An 18,381-nucleotide genomic window follows, 5' to 3' on the forward strand; every position below is an offset into this window, starting at 1 on the left:
GATTGCCTATATATCCGGGCTTCATTTATTTCTCTATTCTACGTTTTTTATTTAACCAACCATATGCAAAACAAAGGACTAGTAATTTTCCTGTCGGTAGTCGTCACACTGCTGTGTTTCTTCTACCTCTCATTTACGGTGGTGTCGTATAACGTACAGCAGGATGCTGTCGCGGCCGCCACAACTTCCAACGGTACGGTAGACCTCAACAAGAAACAGGCTTACCTCGATTCGATCTGGAACACACCGGTATATAATCTGTTCGGTGCAGAATATACCTATAAAGAAGTAAAAGACTACGAGCTTAGCCTCGGTCTTGACCTTCAGGGTGGTATGCACGTAACACTGGAAGTTTCTCCGGTAGATATCATCAAAGGTCTTGCTGGTAACAGCCAGGACTCTTCATTCGTAAAGGCACTGCGCATTGCAACACAAGAGCAGAAGAAGAGCCGCGAAAACTATAGCACGCTTTTCTTCAAAGCATACCGCGATGCAAATCCTGACAAGCCCCTGGCTTCTCTTTTCGCGAATGCTGCTACGCGTGGTAAAATTGCTACCAACGACAGCGATAGCAAAGTTATCAGCGTAGTAAACGAAGAAATTGAAAGCGCTATAGATCGCTCTTTCACAATTCTTAGCAACCGTCTTGATCAGTTCGGTACATCACAGCCAAACATTCAGCGTTTGCCGGGTACAGGCAGAATCCAGGTTGAAATACCAGGTGCTGATAACCCGCAGCGTGTTCGTAAATTATTGCAAGGTGTAGCGCGTCTTGAATTCTGGGATGTTATCGAACCAAACACACTGAACAATTCATTGCTCGCTATAAACGATGTACTCGTTAAAGAACAGAAGGCTGCTAAACCTGCTGCCACTGCTAAAGCTGGCGAGCAAACAAAAACAGGTGATGATGATCTTTCATCATTGTTAGGTGACAGCACTAAGACTGCTACTGACACTACAGCAACAACTGATGAATCAAAAGGTCTTGATTCACTGCAGAACATGAATATATCTCCACTGTTCTCATTAAGCTCACCTCCCGGATCATTCCGCTACAACACAAAAGATACTGCAACGATCAACGACATTTTCAGAAGAGCTGATATTCGTAACCTGTTGCCACGCAACGTAGGTGTATACTGGGCTAACAAACCGGATGTGATCGGTACTACTGAGTCATTGGAGTTATTCTTCCTGGATATAGGACGTAACGGTAAAGCTAAACTTACCGGTGAAGTAATTACAGATGCTCGTAACGATGTTGATGAACGCGCACAACCCGCTGTGAGCATGAACATGAACGGTACAGGTACACGCATCTGGGCTCGCTGGACAGCTGAAGCATCCAGCAAGAGTCCTAAAGGAAGAATCGCGATCATGCTTGATAATACTGTATACTCCGCACCTTCTGTAAACGGTGAAATTCCAAACGGTAACTCGCAAATCTCGGGTAACTTTACTCCGGAAGAAGCGAAAGATTTAGCAAACGTATTGAAGGCTGGTTCACTTCCTGCACCTACCAAAATCGTAGAAGAATCATCGGTTGGTCCTACACTGGGTAAAGAGTCTATCCGTAACGGTATGATCTCGATCGTAGTAGGTTTCCTCATCATCATCTTCTTCATGCTGGTAGTATATAACGCGTCTGGTTGGGTTGCTGACCTTGCCGTTATTCTTAACCTGATCTTCCTGTTAGGTATACTTGCCTCGCTCAACGCAGCACTTACGCTCCCTGGTATTGCCGGTATATTGCTTTCACTCGCTATCGCGGTGGATGCGAACGTGCTTATCAACGAACGTGTTAAAGAAGATTTGAATGCCGGTAAAACACTGGATACTTCGATCCGTGCCGGTTATAAAAATGCATTTACTGCCATCATCGACTCCAACGTTACTACCCTTATCAAAGGTTTCGTATTGCTTGCATTCGGTTCTGGTCTTATCTATGGTTTCGCGGTAACGCTTATCATCGGTATTCTCTGTTCGTTCTTTACATCGGTGTTCTTTACCCGTGTGATATTCGAATACTATATCCGCAGAGGTAAGAAAGTTAACTTCTCTATGGGCTGGTCTAAAAACCTGTTCCGCAGTATCAACATCAACTTCATCGGTAACCGTAAGATATATTATACTATATCCGGAGCTATCATTATTGCTGGTATGGCGTTCCTCGCTGTAAAAGGATTTAACTATGGTGTTGACTTCAAAGGTGGCCGTACGTATATCGTTGAGTTCGAAAAAGCTGCATCACCAGCAGAAGTTCGCGAAAGCTTAACAGAACCTTTCGGTGAAGCTCCTGAAGTAAAAACTTTCGGTGGTGAAACAAAGTATAAAATCACAACCAGCTACCTGGTAGATGATGATTCTGATAACGCAACTGTACAAGCTGAGAAACACCTTGAAACCGGCCTGGCTAAAATAAGCGGTAACAAAGTAACTGTACTCAGCTCGTATAAAGTAGGACCAACCATTGCGAATGACATCAAAGTATCTGCAGTATGGTCGTTACTCGTGGCGGTTGTATTGATGTTCTTGTATATCCTGATCCGTTTCAGAAAATGGCAGTTTGCATTGGGTACTGTAGTGAGCTTGTTCCACACAGTGCTTGTTGTACTTTCTCTCTTCGTGTTGCTGGAGAATGTAATGCCATTCAGCTTGGAGATTGACCAGGCATTCGTAGCTGCTATACTTACGGTGATTGGTTACTCGATCAACGACAGCGTGGTGGTGTTCGACCGTGTACGTGAATTCTTGTCAATGAAGAAAAGCACGGAAGATACGGCAACGGTTGTTAACAATGCATTGAACGATACTTTAAGCCGTACGCTTATCACCGGTATGTCTACAATCTTCGTATTGTTGATCCTCTTCATCTTCGGTGGTGAGACCATCCGCGGATTTACGTTCGCGATGTTGATCGGTGTATTGATCGGTACATATTCTTCACTCTGTATCGGTACACCAGTGTTGGTTGACTTCTCTAAAGACGACAACAAACAACCCGATAATAAGGTGACCACGGGAAAGGCAGTAACTGCTTAATCCGCATATCGCTTAACATCTCAGAGAGCGCTCCGCAAGGGCGCTCTTTGTGTTTATGTGTGTAGGTGTTTAAGTGTTTATGTAGTTGGCGATGAAGCACTATATGTAGCTTACCTTCACGTAAACACATGCCAACGCTAGGGATGACGCGAGATATAGCTTACCTCCACGTAAACACGTGCACACGTAAACACATATCAACGTTGATAATAGAGATCAGAGTCGGATTTGATTTTGCCAGCAGTGGGGCTTTGCTTGCGGTACTTGCGGGCGTTCCAGAGGGCTTCTCTGCGGATGGCGTGGTGGATGCTGGCATTGATTTCGTAGCCAATCAATAACACAACGGTTACAAGTTGTATCCACACCATCAACGCAATAAGCACACCGATGGAGCCGTATACTTTGTTATAGGTGGCGAAGTTTGTTACGTAGTATGAGAAGCCGTACGACACAGCCAGAGTAAGGAATGTTGCAACAAGCGAGCCGATGGAAAAGAAACGCCAGTTGTAATGTATTGCCGGACCGAAATAATATAGCGTAGATATAGCCAGAAAGAACACGATGAAGATAACGATGAAGCGAAGCGCGAACAGTAAGAACACCGTGAACTCATCGATGTTGAGCCAGTCGAACTGCATGATATAGTCTAATACAAATTGACCTACAACCAGCAGTGCTATAGCCAGCAACACAACAAAGGCTAGGTTAATTGTGAGCCCGGTGGCGATTACGCGTGTCTTTACGCCACTGCGTCTTTCAATGGTGCGATAGCACGCGTTGAAGGCTCGCATCAGCGCCATGGTTCCGTTCGTAGAAAGATATACCGAGAACACAAAACCCAACGACAACAAGCCACCCCGTTGGTTGCGTACAATATCCATCACCGTAGGAGCCACCACCTCAAACATGGATGGTGGGATCATGCCTCCTAAAAATTCCAATATACTTTTATCAGTAATTCCGGGGAAGGCTGGCGTTACATATGGAATCAGTGTGAAGAGGAAGATGACTGCGGGGAATATAGCCAGTATAAAGTTATAGGCTACGCCATTGGCGCGATCCATGATCTCATCGTCCATCAGGTTTTCGATGAACAGCTTCAGGATCTTATACAACGATACATTTTCGTATTTTTTAAAACGCACTTTCTTCAGCCAGGTGATAACGCGCCTGCCGGGGCTCCACTGTAGTAAAATGCGTTTCTGTTTATACTTCATTTAAAAAATGGCTCCAGTAATTTTTCCATCGCCTCGGGTGGACGGCACGGACGATTCGTTTTCTTATCTACAAAAACAAGAAGTGTTTCACCTCTGTTTATAAGTTTATTCTCTTCGTTAAAAATTTCGTACTCAAACTTAATCTTTATCGTGGGCTTCTCGCGTATCGTTGTCACAATGCGAAGCAACTCATCGTATCGTCCGGGGGCCATATACTTGGAGTGGTTCTCCAGCACAGGCATCATAACACCCATGGCTTCTACATCCTTGTACGAAAGTCCCAACTGCCGCATCGCTTCTACACGCGCTACTTCATAGTACATCGCATAAAATCCATAGTATACATATCCCATCTGGTCGGTTTCTCCATAACGAACGCGGACGGTTGTCTCTGATTGATACATAGACTTACCTGCTTTCTCCTCTCAACGCAGCGCCCTTCTGCTGTTCTATCGTGAGTGCTTTCTGGTAACGGGCAGCATTCTTCATGTGCTCTTCGTAACTGTTGGTGAAATTATGATTACCCGAAAAATCTTCTTTCGCACACATATAGTAATAATCACTCGGAGTATAATTCAACACAGCGTCCAGCGAGCGTATCTCCGGCATGTTGATCGGTCCCGGAGGCAAGCCCGGATATTTATAGGTGTTGTAAGGTGAGTCAATCTGCTTGTGCACATTCAGCACGCGCTTCAAACTAAAATCACCCACAGCAAATACCAGTGTAGGGTCTGCCTGCAGTGCTATACCTTTTCTTAAACGATTCAAATATAGTCCGGCAATGATTGGAGCTTCCTTCGCGTTGATCGATTCAGCTTGTACAATCGATGCGAGCACCGAAACTTCTACCGGTGTGAGCCCAACTGCTTTTGCTTTTTCCTTGCGCTCGTCCGTCCAGAATTTTTCATACTCTTCATACAAGCGTTCTACCAGTGCTTCTGGCGTCACGTTATAGTATACTTCGTATGTGTTCGGAATGAACATTGTCATGATGTTATCCTGGTTAAAGCCGTAAGAATTGCTCATGGCAAACTTGATGAGTGCCGCTTCAAACTCTTCAGGCTTCATGCCAAGGTTGCGTGTGATGCGCTCAGCCAGTTCAGGAAGAAGACGTACGTTGTTGAAAGTAATTTTTACAGGCTCCTGTTTTCCGGAGCGTAAAATTTTCAGCGCCTGCAGGTTCGTCATGTTCTTGCGCAGTATATAACGACCGGGCTTCAGCTCATCATCATACCCACTGAGCTTGGCCAGAAAACTAAACGACACCAGGTCGTTCACAATCTTGCCATCGTGCAGTTGCTTCTGAATATCTTTAAATGTAGAACCTTCTTTGACTATAAACAGTCTGTCATCTTTACCAACAAGAATGTTGGGTGTGTATACAATCTGGTACGCATAATAGCTGAAGGAGATCCCCAGAATCGCCACCACAAGAAATACAATTAAACGTGTACTGACTTTCATATTGAAACTAAGAACACCAAAAATAGTAAAACCGATCCAACCTCCGCAGGAACAACTTTTGATTTCTGCCGATTATCTATCTTTAGAAACAAATGGCGGCAGAATTACTGAAAATACATCCACAAAACCCGGAAATGCGCAAGATCAACCACGTAGTTGACGTGCTGAAAAACGGAGGTATCATCGTCTATCCTACCGATACGATCTATGGTATTGGTTGCGACCTGATGAACCGGAAATCCATTGAGCGCCTGTGCCAGATCATGAACATCAAACCACAGAAACTTGATCTTTCGTTTATCTGCAACGACCTCAGTCACATCTCAGAATTTGTTCGAAGACTCGACACTCCTGTGTTCAAGGTTTTGAAAAAAGCACTGCCCGGACCGTTCACATTCATACTGGAATCGAGCAGTCGCGTACCTAAAATTCTCGATGTAAATAAAAAGACCGTTGGCATACGTATACCCGATCATGCCATACCGCGCATCATCGTGGAACATTTGCAGAACCCGCTCATCACAACGTCTATTAAAGATGATGATCAGATCAAAGCCTATACTACCGATCCGGAAGAAATTTATGAAGACTTTAAGCACAAAGTTGATGTGGTGATTGATGGCGGCATAGGAGGCAACGTACCCTCTACTGTTGTTGATTGCACAGGTGATGATTTTTCAATTATCCGCCAGGGACTCGGAGACTTTGATCAATACTTATAACTACATTTATACTGTAACCAACTCAAACCCATGGCACGAATACTTTTATCGTTAGCGTTACTCATTCAAGTAATGGCAACACACGCACAGGAGGACTATCAGCGACATTTCATGTCTGAAGATTATACAGCCGAAAATATTTTCACCAACAACATCGAAGGACCGTGCTTCGATCAGGACGGCAATCTATATGTAGTGAACTATCAGAAAGATGGAACCATCGCCATCATTACTCCTGATAAAAAAGTATCGTTGTTCCTTACGCTTCCACAAGGCAGCACGGCCAACAGTATAAAGTTCGACAGCAAAGGCAATATGTACCTTGCCGACTTCAGCGCACATAATGTGTTGAAAGTAAATATGAAGAATAAGAAGGTAAAGGTATACGCGCACAACGATGGCTTTAACCAGCCGAACGATCTCTGCATCAACAGCAAGAATCAATTGTTTGCATCTGATCCGAACTGGAAAGACGGCACCGGAAAAATATGGCGAATCGACAAAGGTGGTAAAGCTGTGTTGCTGGATGACAAGATGGGCACCACCAATGGTATAGAGTTAAGTCCGGATGAACGTATACTCTATGTAAATGAAAGTGTACAGAAAAAGATCTGGGCCTTTGATGTGGACTTCGATGGCAACATCTCCAACAAAAGATTGTTTGCTGAGTTTCCTGATTTTGGTTTCGATGGTATGAAGTGCGATAAAGAAGGCAATCTCTATGTAACGCGCTACGGTAAAGGCACCATCGCTGTGCTATCGCCCAAAGGCGAGTTAATTCGCGAAGTCCAATTAAAAGGCAAGAACTGCAGCAACCTTGTATTTGGTGGTATAAATGGAAAACTCGTTTTCGTTACGCTGCAAGACCGTAAGGGAATGGAAATGTTCCGGAATGATATAGCGGGTAAAGGGTACTGAGATATATAGTATAGCGATCCGTCAAGCATCCTGTTTTTAACAACCCGTGTGGTTGTTTTTTACATATACATTATTTTTTACATTTGAACTATGGCTGAGAAATTACACATCGGTAGAAAGATTGCGCGTATTCGCGAGATACGTGGTATAAAACAGGAGGCACTGGCTGAGACGCTGGGTATAAGTCAGCAAGCGGTTTCGAAGCTGGAGCAAAGTGAATCGATTGAAGAAACAACGCTTGCGCGGATAGCTAAAGCATTGGATGTTACTCCCGAACTGATCAAATATTACAGTGATGAAGCTGTGATCAACAACATTCAAAACAATTACGACAACGCAACGAATAACTCCGGGCCGCATCAATCGGGCAGCTCAGCAGGCAATAATTATCATTGTGCTTTCAACCCGTTAGATGAATATCGAAATGAGGTGATCGAGAACAAAAAACTTTACGAGGCACTGCTGAAGGAAAAAGACGAAAAGATAGCACTGCTAAACAAGATGCTGGAGTCGAAGTAATTTTCACCCGTTGCGGCAATTTTAAATATAGGTTCATGAATTTACACGTTGGCAGAAAGTTGATGCGCATTCGCGAAATGCGTGGAGTAAATCAGGAGGTATTGGCAGAGTCATTGGGTATGAGCAGGCAAGCTGTTTCCAAGCTTGAACAAAGCGAAACGATTGACGAAATTATGCTTTCGCGGATAGCAAAAGCACTGAACGTTACTCCCGATCAGATCAAAAATTTTACTGAAGAAGGCGTGATCTATAACATTCAAAACAACTACGATAATGCTTCATGCAACCAGGGACCAAACTACCAAGGTACTTTCTACCTTTTGGATGAGTACAAAAAGGAAGTGAAAGAAAACAAGAAATTATACGAAGCGTTGTTGAAAGAAAAAGAAGAACAGATCGTATTGCTCACAAAGATGTTGGAATCAAAGTAATTTCAACTCATCACCTCACGCAACACCTGCACCGACTTCATCTCGCCAATAGTTTCAATGTGGTCGGTATAGAATTTCAATAACACTTCCAGTATTTCCCTGCGTAACGGGTTTGATATAGTCAGCGGAGTATCATACTCAGCTATAACAACCTTCTCGAGCATGGCCTCGGCTTCAAGCGATGCAAGTCGTCCGCCAACAATTTCGTTTTTGGTTTGCGCGCCAAAACCCAGGAAGCGACTCAGCTTGATAAGAAACACCAGGTGGAAGTTTTCAACCTTTGTTTGCTGATCGAGCTTTATCATCGATTGAATCAGAAAATCGCATAACTCCTGCGCATGACTTTCTTCCTTTACCGTTTTGTTAATCACTTCGTTGATGAACATCGCCAGCGCAGACTTTGGCACATCGGTGGGTATAGTAATGTAAGGATAGAAACATTTCATTTCTTTAATACGCATGATGTTCGCATTCTCGCGATGATATACCACCAGATCGAGCAACGTGAGTGGTTGATATAGCGCTATTCTACTTTTTGTTGATTGCGTACGCACACCATTCACGATATAGCTCTGCATACCAAACACCTCGGTAAAAATATTTACGATGATGGACGAATCGCCATACCGTGTATACCTGAAAACTATGCCGCGTGTTTTATGAAGCATGAGTATTATTCTACCACTGCAATTTTACCCACTACACTTTCGACGCCATCGGATGAAGCTGCGAACACAAGATATACACCGGTGGCTGCGCGTCTGCCGTTATAGTCGCGCACATCCCACATTGCCGTTCCACCATTAGCTTGTGTCTGCCAGATTAGTTTACCACGGATGTCCGTAATCTTTACAGTAGCATTTGTAGCCAAGCCGTTAATGCCAACGCTTCCGTTAAAATTATTCGTAACCGGATTCGGAAAAATCTTCACCGACTGAAATACAGAATTGCTTTCCGTGGCATCGCCTCTGTACGATACTATACCTTTATCAGTCGCAAAAAATACTTCACCCGTTTTATGGTTGATTGCTATATCTCTGATAACATTCGAAAGCAGCGGACTGTTATCGGTGGTAAAATTATAGATCATCTCTTCGCCTGTAGCATTAAAGAGCCACACACCTCGCTCCGTCCCCATCCACTTACGATTGCCGCCATCAATGGCTATGGCAGTAACTTTATCATCGCGCAACAAAAACCGGCTTTCATATATAGGCTTAATCGCTTCACCGGATGGTTCAAAAAAATACGCAACACCTATATCTGTGCCTACCCATACGAGTCCGTCATGATCAACTGCTATAGATCGCACGTTCTTGCTTGGCAAAGCACCACTTCCACTGGCGTCCGTTATATACTCGTAGCCTTTGCTGGTTCGGTCGTATACATATATGCCTCCGCCTTGCGTGGGGTTTGTTATCATCCAGATATAGCCTGATAAATCAACAGCCAGATCAACCGGGTAGCGTGCAGCAACAACCGGGGCTGAGAATGATTCCCACGTATCATCCGTCTTCAGTAAATGAAGCGAATTCACCGCGCCATAGTTAGCAACCCAAAGGCCGTTGTCAGAATTTGCAAGCGCTGTAATGTTTACAAATTTACCGGGGGGATTCAGGTTTATTAGTGGACTATTGTTGGCATTAAAAACGTTAACCGAGCCATCGGTTTTCTGTCGTTCAAACCCTTCACCAAACGAAGCGAAGTATGAGTTACCGGATGGATCAACCACCACATCCGTTATATCTGTAAGCGATGTTGACTGCGCTGCCCAGACGCCATTGGTAAATTTATCAGCAACACCTTTGTTATTGAGTTTAACAAACGCAGATGTATAGCCACCCGCTATAGCATATATACTTCCATCCGCATAAGCCAGTCTGAATGTAGCTGTTTGTGACGGGCCATTCGGCAGATAACTTTGAAATGTTCCATTGGCATCTGAGAGTAATCCGTTTACGTTATCACCAATCCATAGTTTGCCGTTATCTTCTAACGCGTAAAGCGGAGCTTCAATTTTTTCATTAGCAACTTGTGTAATGTTGTTACCAGCATCGATCTCCCACAGTTTACCGTCAGCACCTGTCAACAAATTATTCCCTGAAGCACTCAGAAAAGTAAATGTCTCACCGGTGAGGTAACTTTCTATAGTCCATGTTCCGCTTAAGGAAGTATAGCTGAACAAACCTGAGTTATCGATAGCAGCATAGATCTTATTATTAAAAGCTGCAATGCCTTGTATCGCGCCACTAAATGTACCGGTGTTGTGGCGCTTATAATTGTTAAAGTCTAGCAGGTTATCATCAAGATCACCGGCCATTACACCTTTATCAGTTGCCAGATATATACTATCGTCTTTAAAGGTGGCTGCATTTATTTTTAGTGTTTCACCACTGGCACCGAGGTCGCGCCAGGTTTCTTTTACTTCAGCGCGTGCAAGATCAAATACAACAACACCAAAGTCGGCTGAGAGATAGGCGAGCCCATTGTGCAAGGCTATGTGATTTATACTTTTTGTTCCGGTTATAGATGTAGTGCGTGTGGGGTCAAGTGCTTTTATCGCATTGCCTTTTATTACATCAATCTTGCCGTCTTCATAACCAATCAGCAATTGTTCATGCACACCATCGTATTGAATAAACGTTACGGTGGTTCCGCTCAGGCCGTTCATTTTGGAGTAACTCGTTATGCTGTTGTCATCAAGATCGAGCATCATTACTCCGTTGGATGTAGCACCGAATATATAGTCATTGTCCAGCGTGATACTTTTTACGGAGTTATACGAGATGTGGACGCGCCAGGTGCCTATTGGGATTTCCTGGGCGATGGTGTGAGAAGTAAGGAGTAAGAAGTGAGAAGTAAGGAGTAAGGAGGTAACGAACGACCTGGAGGAGGACGCCATTTTCTTAAATATAGTTTGGCAAAGTAATTTTAGTATCACGATCATAGGTCAGGCTTCTTTCTTGCTTTCATGCCTTCTATAAATGCCTGGCGACTGCGGGCTTCATATTCTTTGCGTTCGCCCAACATCACTTGTTGCTCACCGGGCGTGAGGCGGAAGGAGAACGAAGCGAGTTCACCATTCTGTGCACAGATGGCGTGAACTTTTGTAACAAACTCGGCAACGGCCAGCAGGTAGGGCATTGGTCCGAAAGGTTTACCTTCAAAGTCCATATCAAGTCCGGCTACAATTACCCTTTTACCGTTGTTGGCGAGTGTATTGCAAACCTCCACAATGGCATCGTCAAAGAATTGAGCTTCATCAATTCCTACCACTTCACAATCTCCGGCCAGCAGTAATATATCGCTGGCAAAATTTACGGGTGTAGATCGTATGGCCGTTGCGTTGTGCGATACAATTTGTTCGTGGTGGTAGCGTTTGTCAATAACGGGCTTGAAGATCTCAACTTTTTGCTTGGCTATAATAGCACGGTTCAGTCTGCGGATAAGTTCTTCCGTCTTACCCGAAAACATGCAGCCGGCAATTACTTCAATCCACCCAACACGACCTTGTTCGCGTCTGCTGCCTAAATGTGGTTCTATAAACATTCGTTAAAATTAAGCATAGCCATGAAATAAAAATACGCAGTAACATGAACAGGCATCGGTAAGATTTAGCTTCGTTCCCGTTGGTCTGTCTCAATTCTGCTGTCTAAAGTCTGTTTACAAACTAAATGTATCGCATCTAATTAATATCTTTAAGGCGGTTAATACTCATCAACGTATCGAAGCATGGATGAAAAGATAAGTCTCGAAGCAATAGCCCTCTATGGAGATTCGTACGCAGAAAGTGTGCTGAAGGGATTTTTTTCTTCGAAAGACAAAATCAGTGGACAGGAAATTCTCACGCTGTGTAATGTGCAGCAGGTAAATCTCTTTGTGATCCGCGAGCTTTTCCGCGCGTGGAAAGAAGAAACCAAAAAGCTCAAGAGTGCTTACTTCGACTATGAAAACCCGGACGTAAAGGAAGCGCTCGAAAATTTTATGGGTGTGCTTTCAAAAAATATTTCCATCGATCGCCTGCATTTTGCTCCGCTACTAAAGAAAGCCTCCAGCCATGCACTAATGGTAATTTTCGATCCGTATGATTTCTTTTCGATGATCATTACCGGAAAGAACAACAAGCTTGAAGTAGAATCTTTCCGTGAAGAGATAAAATACCTGAAGGTAAACAAGGCGCCACTCGACCGCATGCTGCAGAAGATGGAAGAGAAAGGTGCTAAAGAACTATCAGGCAATGAGGCATTTGCTATACTCGACCAGATACTGGAAGAAGTAAATTTTACTCCGGAAGATGTAGAAGACTATATCGAGAAATTCTCGGCTGTGGTGCCACTCGATCCGGCTCGCTTCTTTGTAAGTAAAGAACCGGTAGCCAAACCGATATCTCAACCTGCAAGACCCATTGAGGCTCCGAAAGTTGTAACAGCAACGCCTCCTCCTCAGCAACAAACTATACAGCAGCCACCACCACGACCTGCACAGAACACACCGCGCGTACAACAGCCTCAGCAGGCATCAAGTCTTAACGACCGAATTGGCCGCGAGTCAAAACAAACCGTGGCCGGTAATTTCAAGATCTTCAAGATAAAAGATAGTCTCACGATCAACCAGAAGTTCATGTTCACCAAAGTGTTGTTCCACGGTGACTTTGAATTATTCAGCAAAGCCATTGATCGTATCGACCAGTTGGATACACTCTCGGCAGCATTACGCTATATCGATGAAGAGTATGCTTCTACCTGGGATCGCGACAGCGAAGAGTTTCACGAATTTATGGAACTGGTTGAGAAAAGATTTTCGTAGTGTCCTGTAAATCAGGCTACACGAATCTTTATGATGCCTTTGTTATTGTCAATCTTCAGTTCGAAGATGCGGGTAATGAACGTGCTCAAACGTAAGCCGGCCATCTGTGGCGTATAGTCTTCCGGATAGAAAACCGTGAGTTCTAATATTGCACGGATAAACTGCTCGTGCCTGCAGAATTCCTTTGCCCACTGACGGAATGTTGCCGTCCACTCTTCATTATATTTTATTGCCGGGTCGCGACCATCAAAAATAAATTCGAGCTGGTTATCGCTATAGTTTTTGTAACGGTATACGGCTGCCAGGTGCTGGTAAAACTCACTGAGGTGCGAATAATCAGACGTAGTGTGTTGCTTGATGCGCTCGGCAGTCTCGTCCATTAAGCCTAACGCATTGAAACGGAGCAGGTATTCTACTTTAACATAGTCTACCAGGTATTGCAGCAACGAAATTTCAAGAGACGACTGTACCTCTTTAAGAACATAGTTTTTATCGCGTGGGAAAAACTTACGAAGCACGAGTCTGGTTTAAAAAGTTATATGTTAACAAAGGTATAAAAACAGGTGATGCTCCGAAAGCCCATCACCCGTTTTCATAAACAAAAATTTAAAAGCGATCGGCACTCGCAGACTCACAAGATTTTTTATAGGGATCAGGCACGGAACAATCCAGCATAGAACCTGTTGGTATAGATGGGTATATTTCTTCGAGGGTTTTAATCTCGTTCATAAATATACGTCTGCTGATCTGGTGGCGGTTGAGTTTGCGTGGATTATCAAGACCGGCTGCCGCGAGTAATTCTACAAAACTCTCCACGGTATGTTTGTGGAAGTTGGCAACGCGCACTTTCTTATCGTCAATATCCAAACCTTGCACCAGCTCGGGATCTTGCGTTGCAACGCCAGTCGGACAGGTGTTCTTGTTACATTCCAGTGCCTGTATACATCCCAGTGCCATCATCATGGCGCGGGCGCTGTTACACATATCAGCACCCAATGCTATAGCACGGATCATATGAAAGCCGGTAAGAATTTTTCCGGAAGCAATAACCCGTATATGCTGACGGATGTTATAGCCTTTCAGCATGTTATCTACAAATGCGAGACCTTCGAGCAACGGCATCCCTACAAAGTTAGAGAACTCCGGAGGTGCTGCACCTGTTCCGCCTTCGCCACCATCTACAGTGATAAAGTCAGGATACGTATCAAGCTCAACCATCGCTTTGCAAATTGAAATGAACTCGCTCTTGCGGCCGATGCAAAGTTTAAATCCAACGGGTTTACCGTCTGCCAAGTCACGCATCTGCTTGATGAACAGTATCATTTCACGCGGAGTTTGAAATGCACTGTGATAGGGAGGAGAGAAAACCGTAGTACCTGCTTTCACCAAACGTATCGCGGCAATTTCCGGTGTATTCTTTTTAGCGGGAAGTATACCTCCATGCCCAGGCTTGGCTCCTTGTGAAAGTTTCAGCTCGATCATTTTTACTTCGGGGCGCAGCGCATTCTTCCTGAAACCTTCCGGACTAAAATTACCGGCTTCATCACGCGCTCCAAAATAACCTGTCCCAATCTGCCAGATCAAGTCACCTCCATTATCGGTGTGATGATGACTGATACCACCTTCACCCGTGTTATGAGCAAAGCCTCCGATTTTGGCGCCAGAATTCAATGCTATAACAGCATTACTACTCAACGAACCAAAACTCATTGCCGATACATTTAATATACTGGCGGAGTAAGGATGCTTGCAATCTTTGTTACCCACGAGTACACGCGGACTTTGATCCATCTTATGAAAATCAAGCGGAACGATGGAGTGACTCATCCACTCATAACCCTCTGCATACACGTTGAGTTGTGTACCGAATGGCGTAGTATCAATTTGTTTTTTAGCGCGCTGGTATATAACGGAGCGATCAATACGGTTGATAGGTGAACCATCCGTATCCGACTCAACAAAATACTGCTGGATCTTCGGACGCATGTCTTCAAAAACATAGCGAAGTCTTCCGAGCACCGGGAAATTTCGTTTAATCGATTGTTTCTTCTGGATCATATCCTGTATGCCCATGCCGATAACAGGGCCTATAAGTATAAATCCGAAAAGCGCTGGCCACCAGAACCAGGCCCACAGCAACATCAGCATCGTAACGACAATGCTGGTGACAACAAAAATTTTTCTCATATAGATAATGGAATCAAAATATATAGTTTGACGATAGACGCTTAAAGTTTAGAGGAAGTATATAGTAAAAAGACACACGGCTAGTCGAACAGTCCCGGTCTTTTTCCGAGCGGCGGAACAACCTTCAGGTGCTTGTATGCCAGCTCGGTGGCTTCGCGCCCACGGGATGTTCGCTTGATGTAGCCCTCCTGTATCAGGAACGGTTCGTATACTTCTTCAATGGTTTCACTTTCTTCACCCACAGCTGTGGCAATCGTAGTGATACCCACCGGACCACCTTTGAATTTTTCAATGATGGTGAGAAGAATGCGGTTGTCCATTTCATCAAGACCATTCTCATCTACATCCAGTGCTTTCAATGCAATCTGTGCTATAGCTTTGGTAATGGTTCCGTTTCCTTTTATCTGGGCGAAGTCGCGCGTTCTCCGTAACAGGTTGTTGGAGATACGTGGGGTTCCACGACTTCTGCGCGCAATTTCAAAAGCAGCATCCGGCTCTATCGGAGTATTTAATATAGCAGACGAACGGTTCACAATCTTTGTAAGCAACGCTGAATCGTAATATTCAAGTCGCGCATTTATACCGAAGCGTGCGCGTAGGGGTGACGTTAGCAGACCAGCCCGCGTTGTTGCACCTATGAGCGTGAAAGGATTTAGTCCGATCTGAACAGAGCGTGCATTCGGCCCGGAGTCAAGCATAATATCAATGCGAAAATCTTCCATCGCAGAGTATAGATACTCTTCCACGATAGGGTTAAGGCGGTGGATCTCGTCAATAAACAAAACATCATGAGGCTCCAGGTTGGTGAGTAGGCCCGCAAGGTCGCTGGGTTTATCAAGCACCGGACCAGATGTTATTTTGATATTGGCTTGAAGCTCGTTGGCAATAATGTTCGAAAGTGTAGTCTTCCCGAGTCCGGGAGGGCCATGTAACAACACGTGATCGAGCGGTTCGCTTCGCTGCTTGGCCGCCTGAACAAAAACTTTAATATTATCTACTACCTTTTGCTGACCTGTAAAGTCTTCAAATGATAATGGACGAAGTGCTTTCTCAATCTCCTTTTCAACAGCACTCTGGCCTTCGCCATCACTCTTCAGGTAATCTTCACGCATGATGTTGATCTTAGTGTGGTAAAGGTCATAAAAAAAGTTATTGAAATCGACTAAATCGTATAAGAAGACAGCACGATTTATTTTTCAAAAAAAGAATCTCTCCGGGAACCAATGAGCAACATTGTTGCATTTACATTTTTACGATTAACTTGCAGATCAATTCAGCATGGTTTCCATACTTCTACCACTTATTCTGAGTTTCGGGCAAACGAAGGCAGCTCCTGAACCGATTCAGGTGGATGGTTATACCATGGGCACAACGTATCACATTACGTATTTTGATAATCGGAACAGAAATTTCAAAGGTTCCATCGATTCGCTTCTTCAAAAAGTAAATCATTCTATCAATACTTACGATGCTGCTTCAGAAGTTTCACGCTTCAATACGAGTAAGCGCGGCATTGCCTTCGGGCTCTCGCATTTGCCGGTCATCCTGAAAAAATCAGATGAAGTTTACAAGGCATCACGCGGAGCATTCGATCCAACGATAATGCCATTGGTAAACGCATGGGGCTTTGGTCCGGGTAAAGCACTTACGTTGAGCCAGGCATCAGTCGATTCTCTTAAAAAATTTATAGGCTTCGATAAAATCCGCATCACGCGTGATAGTCTCCTTAAACTTGATCCCCGCGTTCAACTCGACTTCGGTGGTATAGGACAAGGCTATGGTGCCGATGTGATCGCAGATTTTTTAAGATCAAAAGGAATTAAAAATCTGCTGGTGGAGTTGGGAGGAGAAGGTATGGCTTTCGGTAAAAATCTGAAGAAGAATAAATATTGGACAATCGGTATACTCGATCCAAATTCCACGCGCGACAATCAATTCTATAAAGCCTATACCGAGATAAAAGATCAGTCCTTTACAACAGCCGGAAATTATTTTAACTATCGGGAGATCAATGGTAAAAAATATTCTCACACCATAGATCCGGCCTCGGGCTATCCTGCAGACATGCCTATATTAAGCGCTTCCGTTTTTGCCGAAGATTGTACAACAGCCGATGCGTGGGATACAGCCTTTATGGTAATGGGTCACACCAAAGCTATATCGCTTCTGAAAAAACATAAAGACCTGCATGCCATACTCATGTATACATCGCAAAACGGCTCTACCGCTATATATATATCACCCGAAATAAAAAATCACGTTACGCTGGAACGCTGAACTACGAAACTCATGACGCTAAAATTACTTGTACTATTTCTTACACCGCTGTTATCCGGTCTGTTTATATACCTGGTTCCTAAAAGTAAACCAACTACGTTCAAATTGCTTCTGGTGTTTGCCGGTGCTTATCTGTTTGGCATAACCGTTATTCATATTTTACCTGAGCTATATCATCAACCCGTAGCAACGGAGTGGATCGGACTATTTGTATTGGGAGGATTCTTCCTGCAACAATTACTCGAGTATTTTACGTCAGGCATCGAGCACGGACATATCCACAAGCACGAGCACCACTCACACGATCACCATCATCACTATCACTCACACGATCAAACCCAAAAATCTATTTCAGCGATTGTATTGTTGGTGGCCCTTTGTATTCACGCCTTCCTGGAAGGCGGTATGTTGGCCGAGCCTGCGCACATGGGCCCGCACTACGATATAAATGCAATTCTACTGGGTATAGCGCTTCATCGTGCTCCCGCTGCTTTTGCATTAATGACTGTACTTTCTTTCCAGTTAGGATCAAAGCACAAAGCGCTGCCATATCTTATCGGTTTTTCACTGGCTGCTCCAATTGGTTTGCTCATCAGCAGCACCTTGGCCGATGCACAGATACTTACCGAAGAAGGACTTATTCTTTTATATGCACTTGTGTGCGGTAACTTCCTGCATATATCAACCACGATTGTTTTTGAAAGCAGTCCTGATCATCGCTTTAACGCAAAGAAAATGGCCGTGGCGGTATTTGGGGCACTTGTGGCAGTGGGAGTGGAGTATATAATTTGACAT

At 44.2% G+C, this 18,381-nt stretch carries 17 protein-coding genes; 8 read left to right on the plus strand and 9 right to left on the minus strand.

The window, feature by feature from the left end:
- Positions 1 to 63 precede the first annotated feature (63 nt).
- Positions 64 to 3,045 carry a protein translocase subunit SecDF gene (secDF, locus tag ACFQ21_RS23155; protein ID WP_377583152.1) on the plus strand — a complete coding sequence of 994 codons (2,982 nt, stop codon included), beginning with the start codon at positions 64 to 66 and terminating at the stop codon, positions 3,043 to 3,045.
- Positions 3,046 to 3,242: 197 nt separating this feature from the next.
- On the opposite strand, the gene ACFQ21_RS23160 is transcribed toward secDF, so the two are convergent.
- From ACFQ21_RS23160 to mltG, 3 genes are read right to left on the minus strand one after another with little or no spacing between them, the layout of a single operon-like run.
- Positions 3,243 to 4,262, minus strand: a complete 1,020-nt coding sequence (locus tag ACFQ21_RS23160; RefSeq protein WP_377583154.1) for a YihY/virulence factor BrkB family protein — start codon at positions 4,260 to 4,262, stop codon at positions 3,243 to 3,245.
- Entirely contained in the window at positions 4,259 to 4,666 is a 408-nt protein-coding gene (locus ACFQ21_RS23165) for an acyl-CoA thioesterase (protein ID WP_377583156.1), read from the minus strand. Before ACFQ21_RS23165 ends, ACFQ21_RS23160 begins: the two co-directional genes overlap by 4 nt.
- A gap of 4 nt (positions 4,667 to 4,670) precedes the next feature.
- Positions 4,671 to 5,726 carry an endolytic transglycosylase MltG gene (gene mltG, locus ACFQ21_RS23170; RefSeq protein ID WP_377583158.1) on the minus strand — a complete coding sequence of 352 codons (1,056 nt, stop codon included), beginning with the start codon at positions 5,724 to 5,726 and terminating at the stop codon, positions 4,671 to 4,673.
- Between the two features lie 92 nt (positions 5,727 to 5,818).
- Here mltG and ACFQ21_RS23175 point away from each other — a divergent pair, with 92 nt between their 5' ends.
- The 4 genes from ACFQ21_RS23175 (at position 5,819) to ACFQ21_RS23190 (ending at position 8,316) form a co-directional block, all read left to right on the plus strand.
- The gene (locus ACFQ21_RS23175) at positions 5,819 to 6,448 is read left to right on the plus strand and encodes an L-threonylcarbamoyladenylate synthase (protein ID WP_377583160.1); all 630 of its coding nucleotides are present in this window, start codon (positions 5,819 to 5,821) and stop codon (positions 6,446 to 6,448) included.
- Positions 6,449 to 6,478: 30 nt separating this feature from the next.
- Positions 6,479 to 7,366: an SMP-30/gluconolactonase/LRE family protein gene (locus ACFQ21_RS23180; RefSeq protein WP_377583162.1), complete on the plus strand. Its 888-nt coding sequence runs from the start codon at positions 6,479 to 6,481 to the stop codon at positions 7,364 to 7,366.
- A gap of 90 nt (positions 7,367 to 7,456) precedes the next feature.
- Positions 7,457 to 7,885 carry a helix-turn-helix domain-containing protein gene (locus tag ACFQ21_RS23185; RefSeq protein ID WP_377583164.1) on the plus strand — a complete coding sequence of 143 codons (429 nt, stop codon included), beginning with the start codon at positions 7,457 to 7,459 and terminating at the stop codon, positions 7,883 to 7,885.
- Positions 7,886 to 7,920: 35 nt separating this feature from the next.
- Positions 7,921 to 8,316 (plus strand): helix-turn-helix domain-containing protein, encoded by a 396-nt coding sequence (locus ACFQ21_RS23190; protein WP_377583166.1) that lies wholly within the window; start codon positions 7,921 to 7,923, stop codon positions 8,314 to 8,316.
- A 2-nt stretch (positions 8,317 to 8,318) separates the two neighbouring features.
- On the opposite strand, the gene recO is transcribed toward ACFQ21_RS23190, so the two are convergent.
- From recO to ACFQ21_RS23205, 3 genes are read right to left on the minus strand one after another with little or no spacing between them, the layout of a single operon-like run.
- A complete protein-coding gene (gene recO, locus ACFQ21_RS23195) occupies positions 8,319 to 8,984 on the minus strand; it encodes a DNA repair protein RecO (RefSeq protein ID WP_377583168.1) in 666 nt (221 codons plus the stop codon).
- Positions 8,985 to 8,989: 5 nt separating this feature from the next.
- Complete coding sequence (gene porZ, locus ACFQ21_RS23200) at positions 8,990 to 11,263, minus strand: type IX secretion system anionic LPS delivery protein PorZ (RefSeq protein WP_377583170.1); 2,274 nt, start codon at positions 11,261 to 11,263, stop codon at positions 8,990 to 8,992.
- Positions 11,260 to 11,865: a thymidine kinase gene (locus ACFQ21_RS23205; RefSeq protein WP_377583172.1), complete on the minus strand. Its 606-nt coding sequence runs from the start codon at positions 11,863 to 11,865 to the stop codon at positions 11,260 to 11,262. The genes porZ and ACFQ21_RS23205 overlap by 4 nt, the downstream gene beginning before the upstream one ends.
- A 183-nt stretch (positions 11,866 to 12,048) precedes the next feature.
- Between ACFQ21_RS23205 and ACFQ21_RS23210 the strand changes: the two genes are divergently transcribed.
- The gene (locus tag ACFQ21_RS23210; RefSeq protein ID WP_377583174.1) at positions 12,049 to 13,122 is read left to right on the plus strand and encodes a hypothetical protein; all 1,074 of its coding nucleotides are present in this window, start codon (positions 12,049 to 12,051) and stop codon (positions 13,120 to 13,122) included.
- 11 nt (positions 13,123 to 13,133) lie between these two features.
- On the opposite strand, the gene ACFQ21_RS23215 is transcribed toward ACFQ21_RS23210, so the two are convergent.
- The 3 genes from ACFQ21_RS23215 to ruvB all read right to left on the minus strand — a co-directional run bounded on the left by ACFQ21_RS23215 (position 13,134) and on the right by ruvB (position 16,421).
- Complete coding sequence (locus ACFQ21_RS23215) at positions 13,134 to 13,640, minus strand: hypothetical protein (RefSeq protein ID WP_377583176.1); 507 nt, start codon at positions 13,638 to 13,640, stop codon at positions 13,134 to 13,136.
- 88 nt (positions 13,641 to 13,728) lie between these two features.
- A complete protein-coding gene (locus ACFQ21_RS23220) occupies positions 13,729 to 15,309 on the minus strand; it encodes an FMN-binding glutamate synthase family protein (RefSeq protein ID WP_377583178.1) in 1,581 nt (526 codons plus the stop codon).
- A gap of 80 nt (positions 15,310 to 15,389) precedes the next feature.
- The gene (gene ruvB, locus ACFQ21_RS23225) at positions 15,390 to 16,421 is read right to left on the minus strand and encodes a Holliday junction branch migration DNA helicase RuvB (protein ID WP_377583180.1); all 1,032 of its coding nucleotides are present in this window, start codon (positions 16,419 to 16,421) and stop codon (positions 15,390 to 15,392) included.
- Between the two features lie 166 nt (positions 16,422 to 16,587).
- Between ruvB and ACFQ21_RS23230 the strand changes: the two genes are divergently transcribed.
- Positions 16,588 to 17,586, plus strand: coding sequence for an FAD:protein FMN transferase (locus ACFQ21_RS23230; RefSeq protein WP_377583181.1), 999 nt, complete (start codon positions 16,588 to 16,590; stop codon positions 17,584 to 17,586).
- Between the two features lie 12 nt (positions 17,587 to 17,598).
- Positions 17,599 to 18,378, plus strand: a complete 780-nt coding sequence (locus ACFQ21_RS23235) for a ZIP family metal transporter (RefSeq protein ID WP_377583183.1) — start codon at positions 17,599 to 17,601, stop codon at positions 18,376 to 18,378.
- Positions 18,379 to 18,381 lie beyond the last annotated feature (3 nt).

It is taken from the genome of Ohtaekwangia kribbensis (assembly GCF_042676245.1).
GTDB lineage: Bacteria > Bacteroidota > Bacteroidia > Cytophagales > Cyclobacteriaceae > Ohtaekwangia > Ohtaekwangia kribbensis.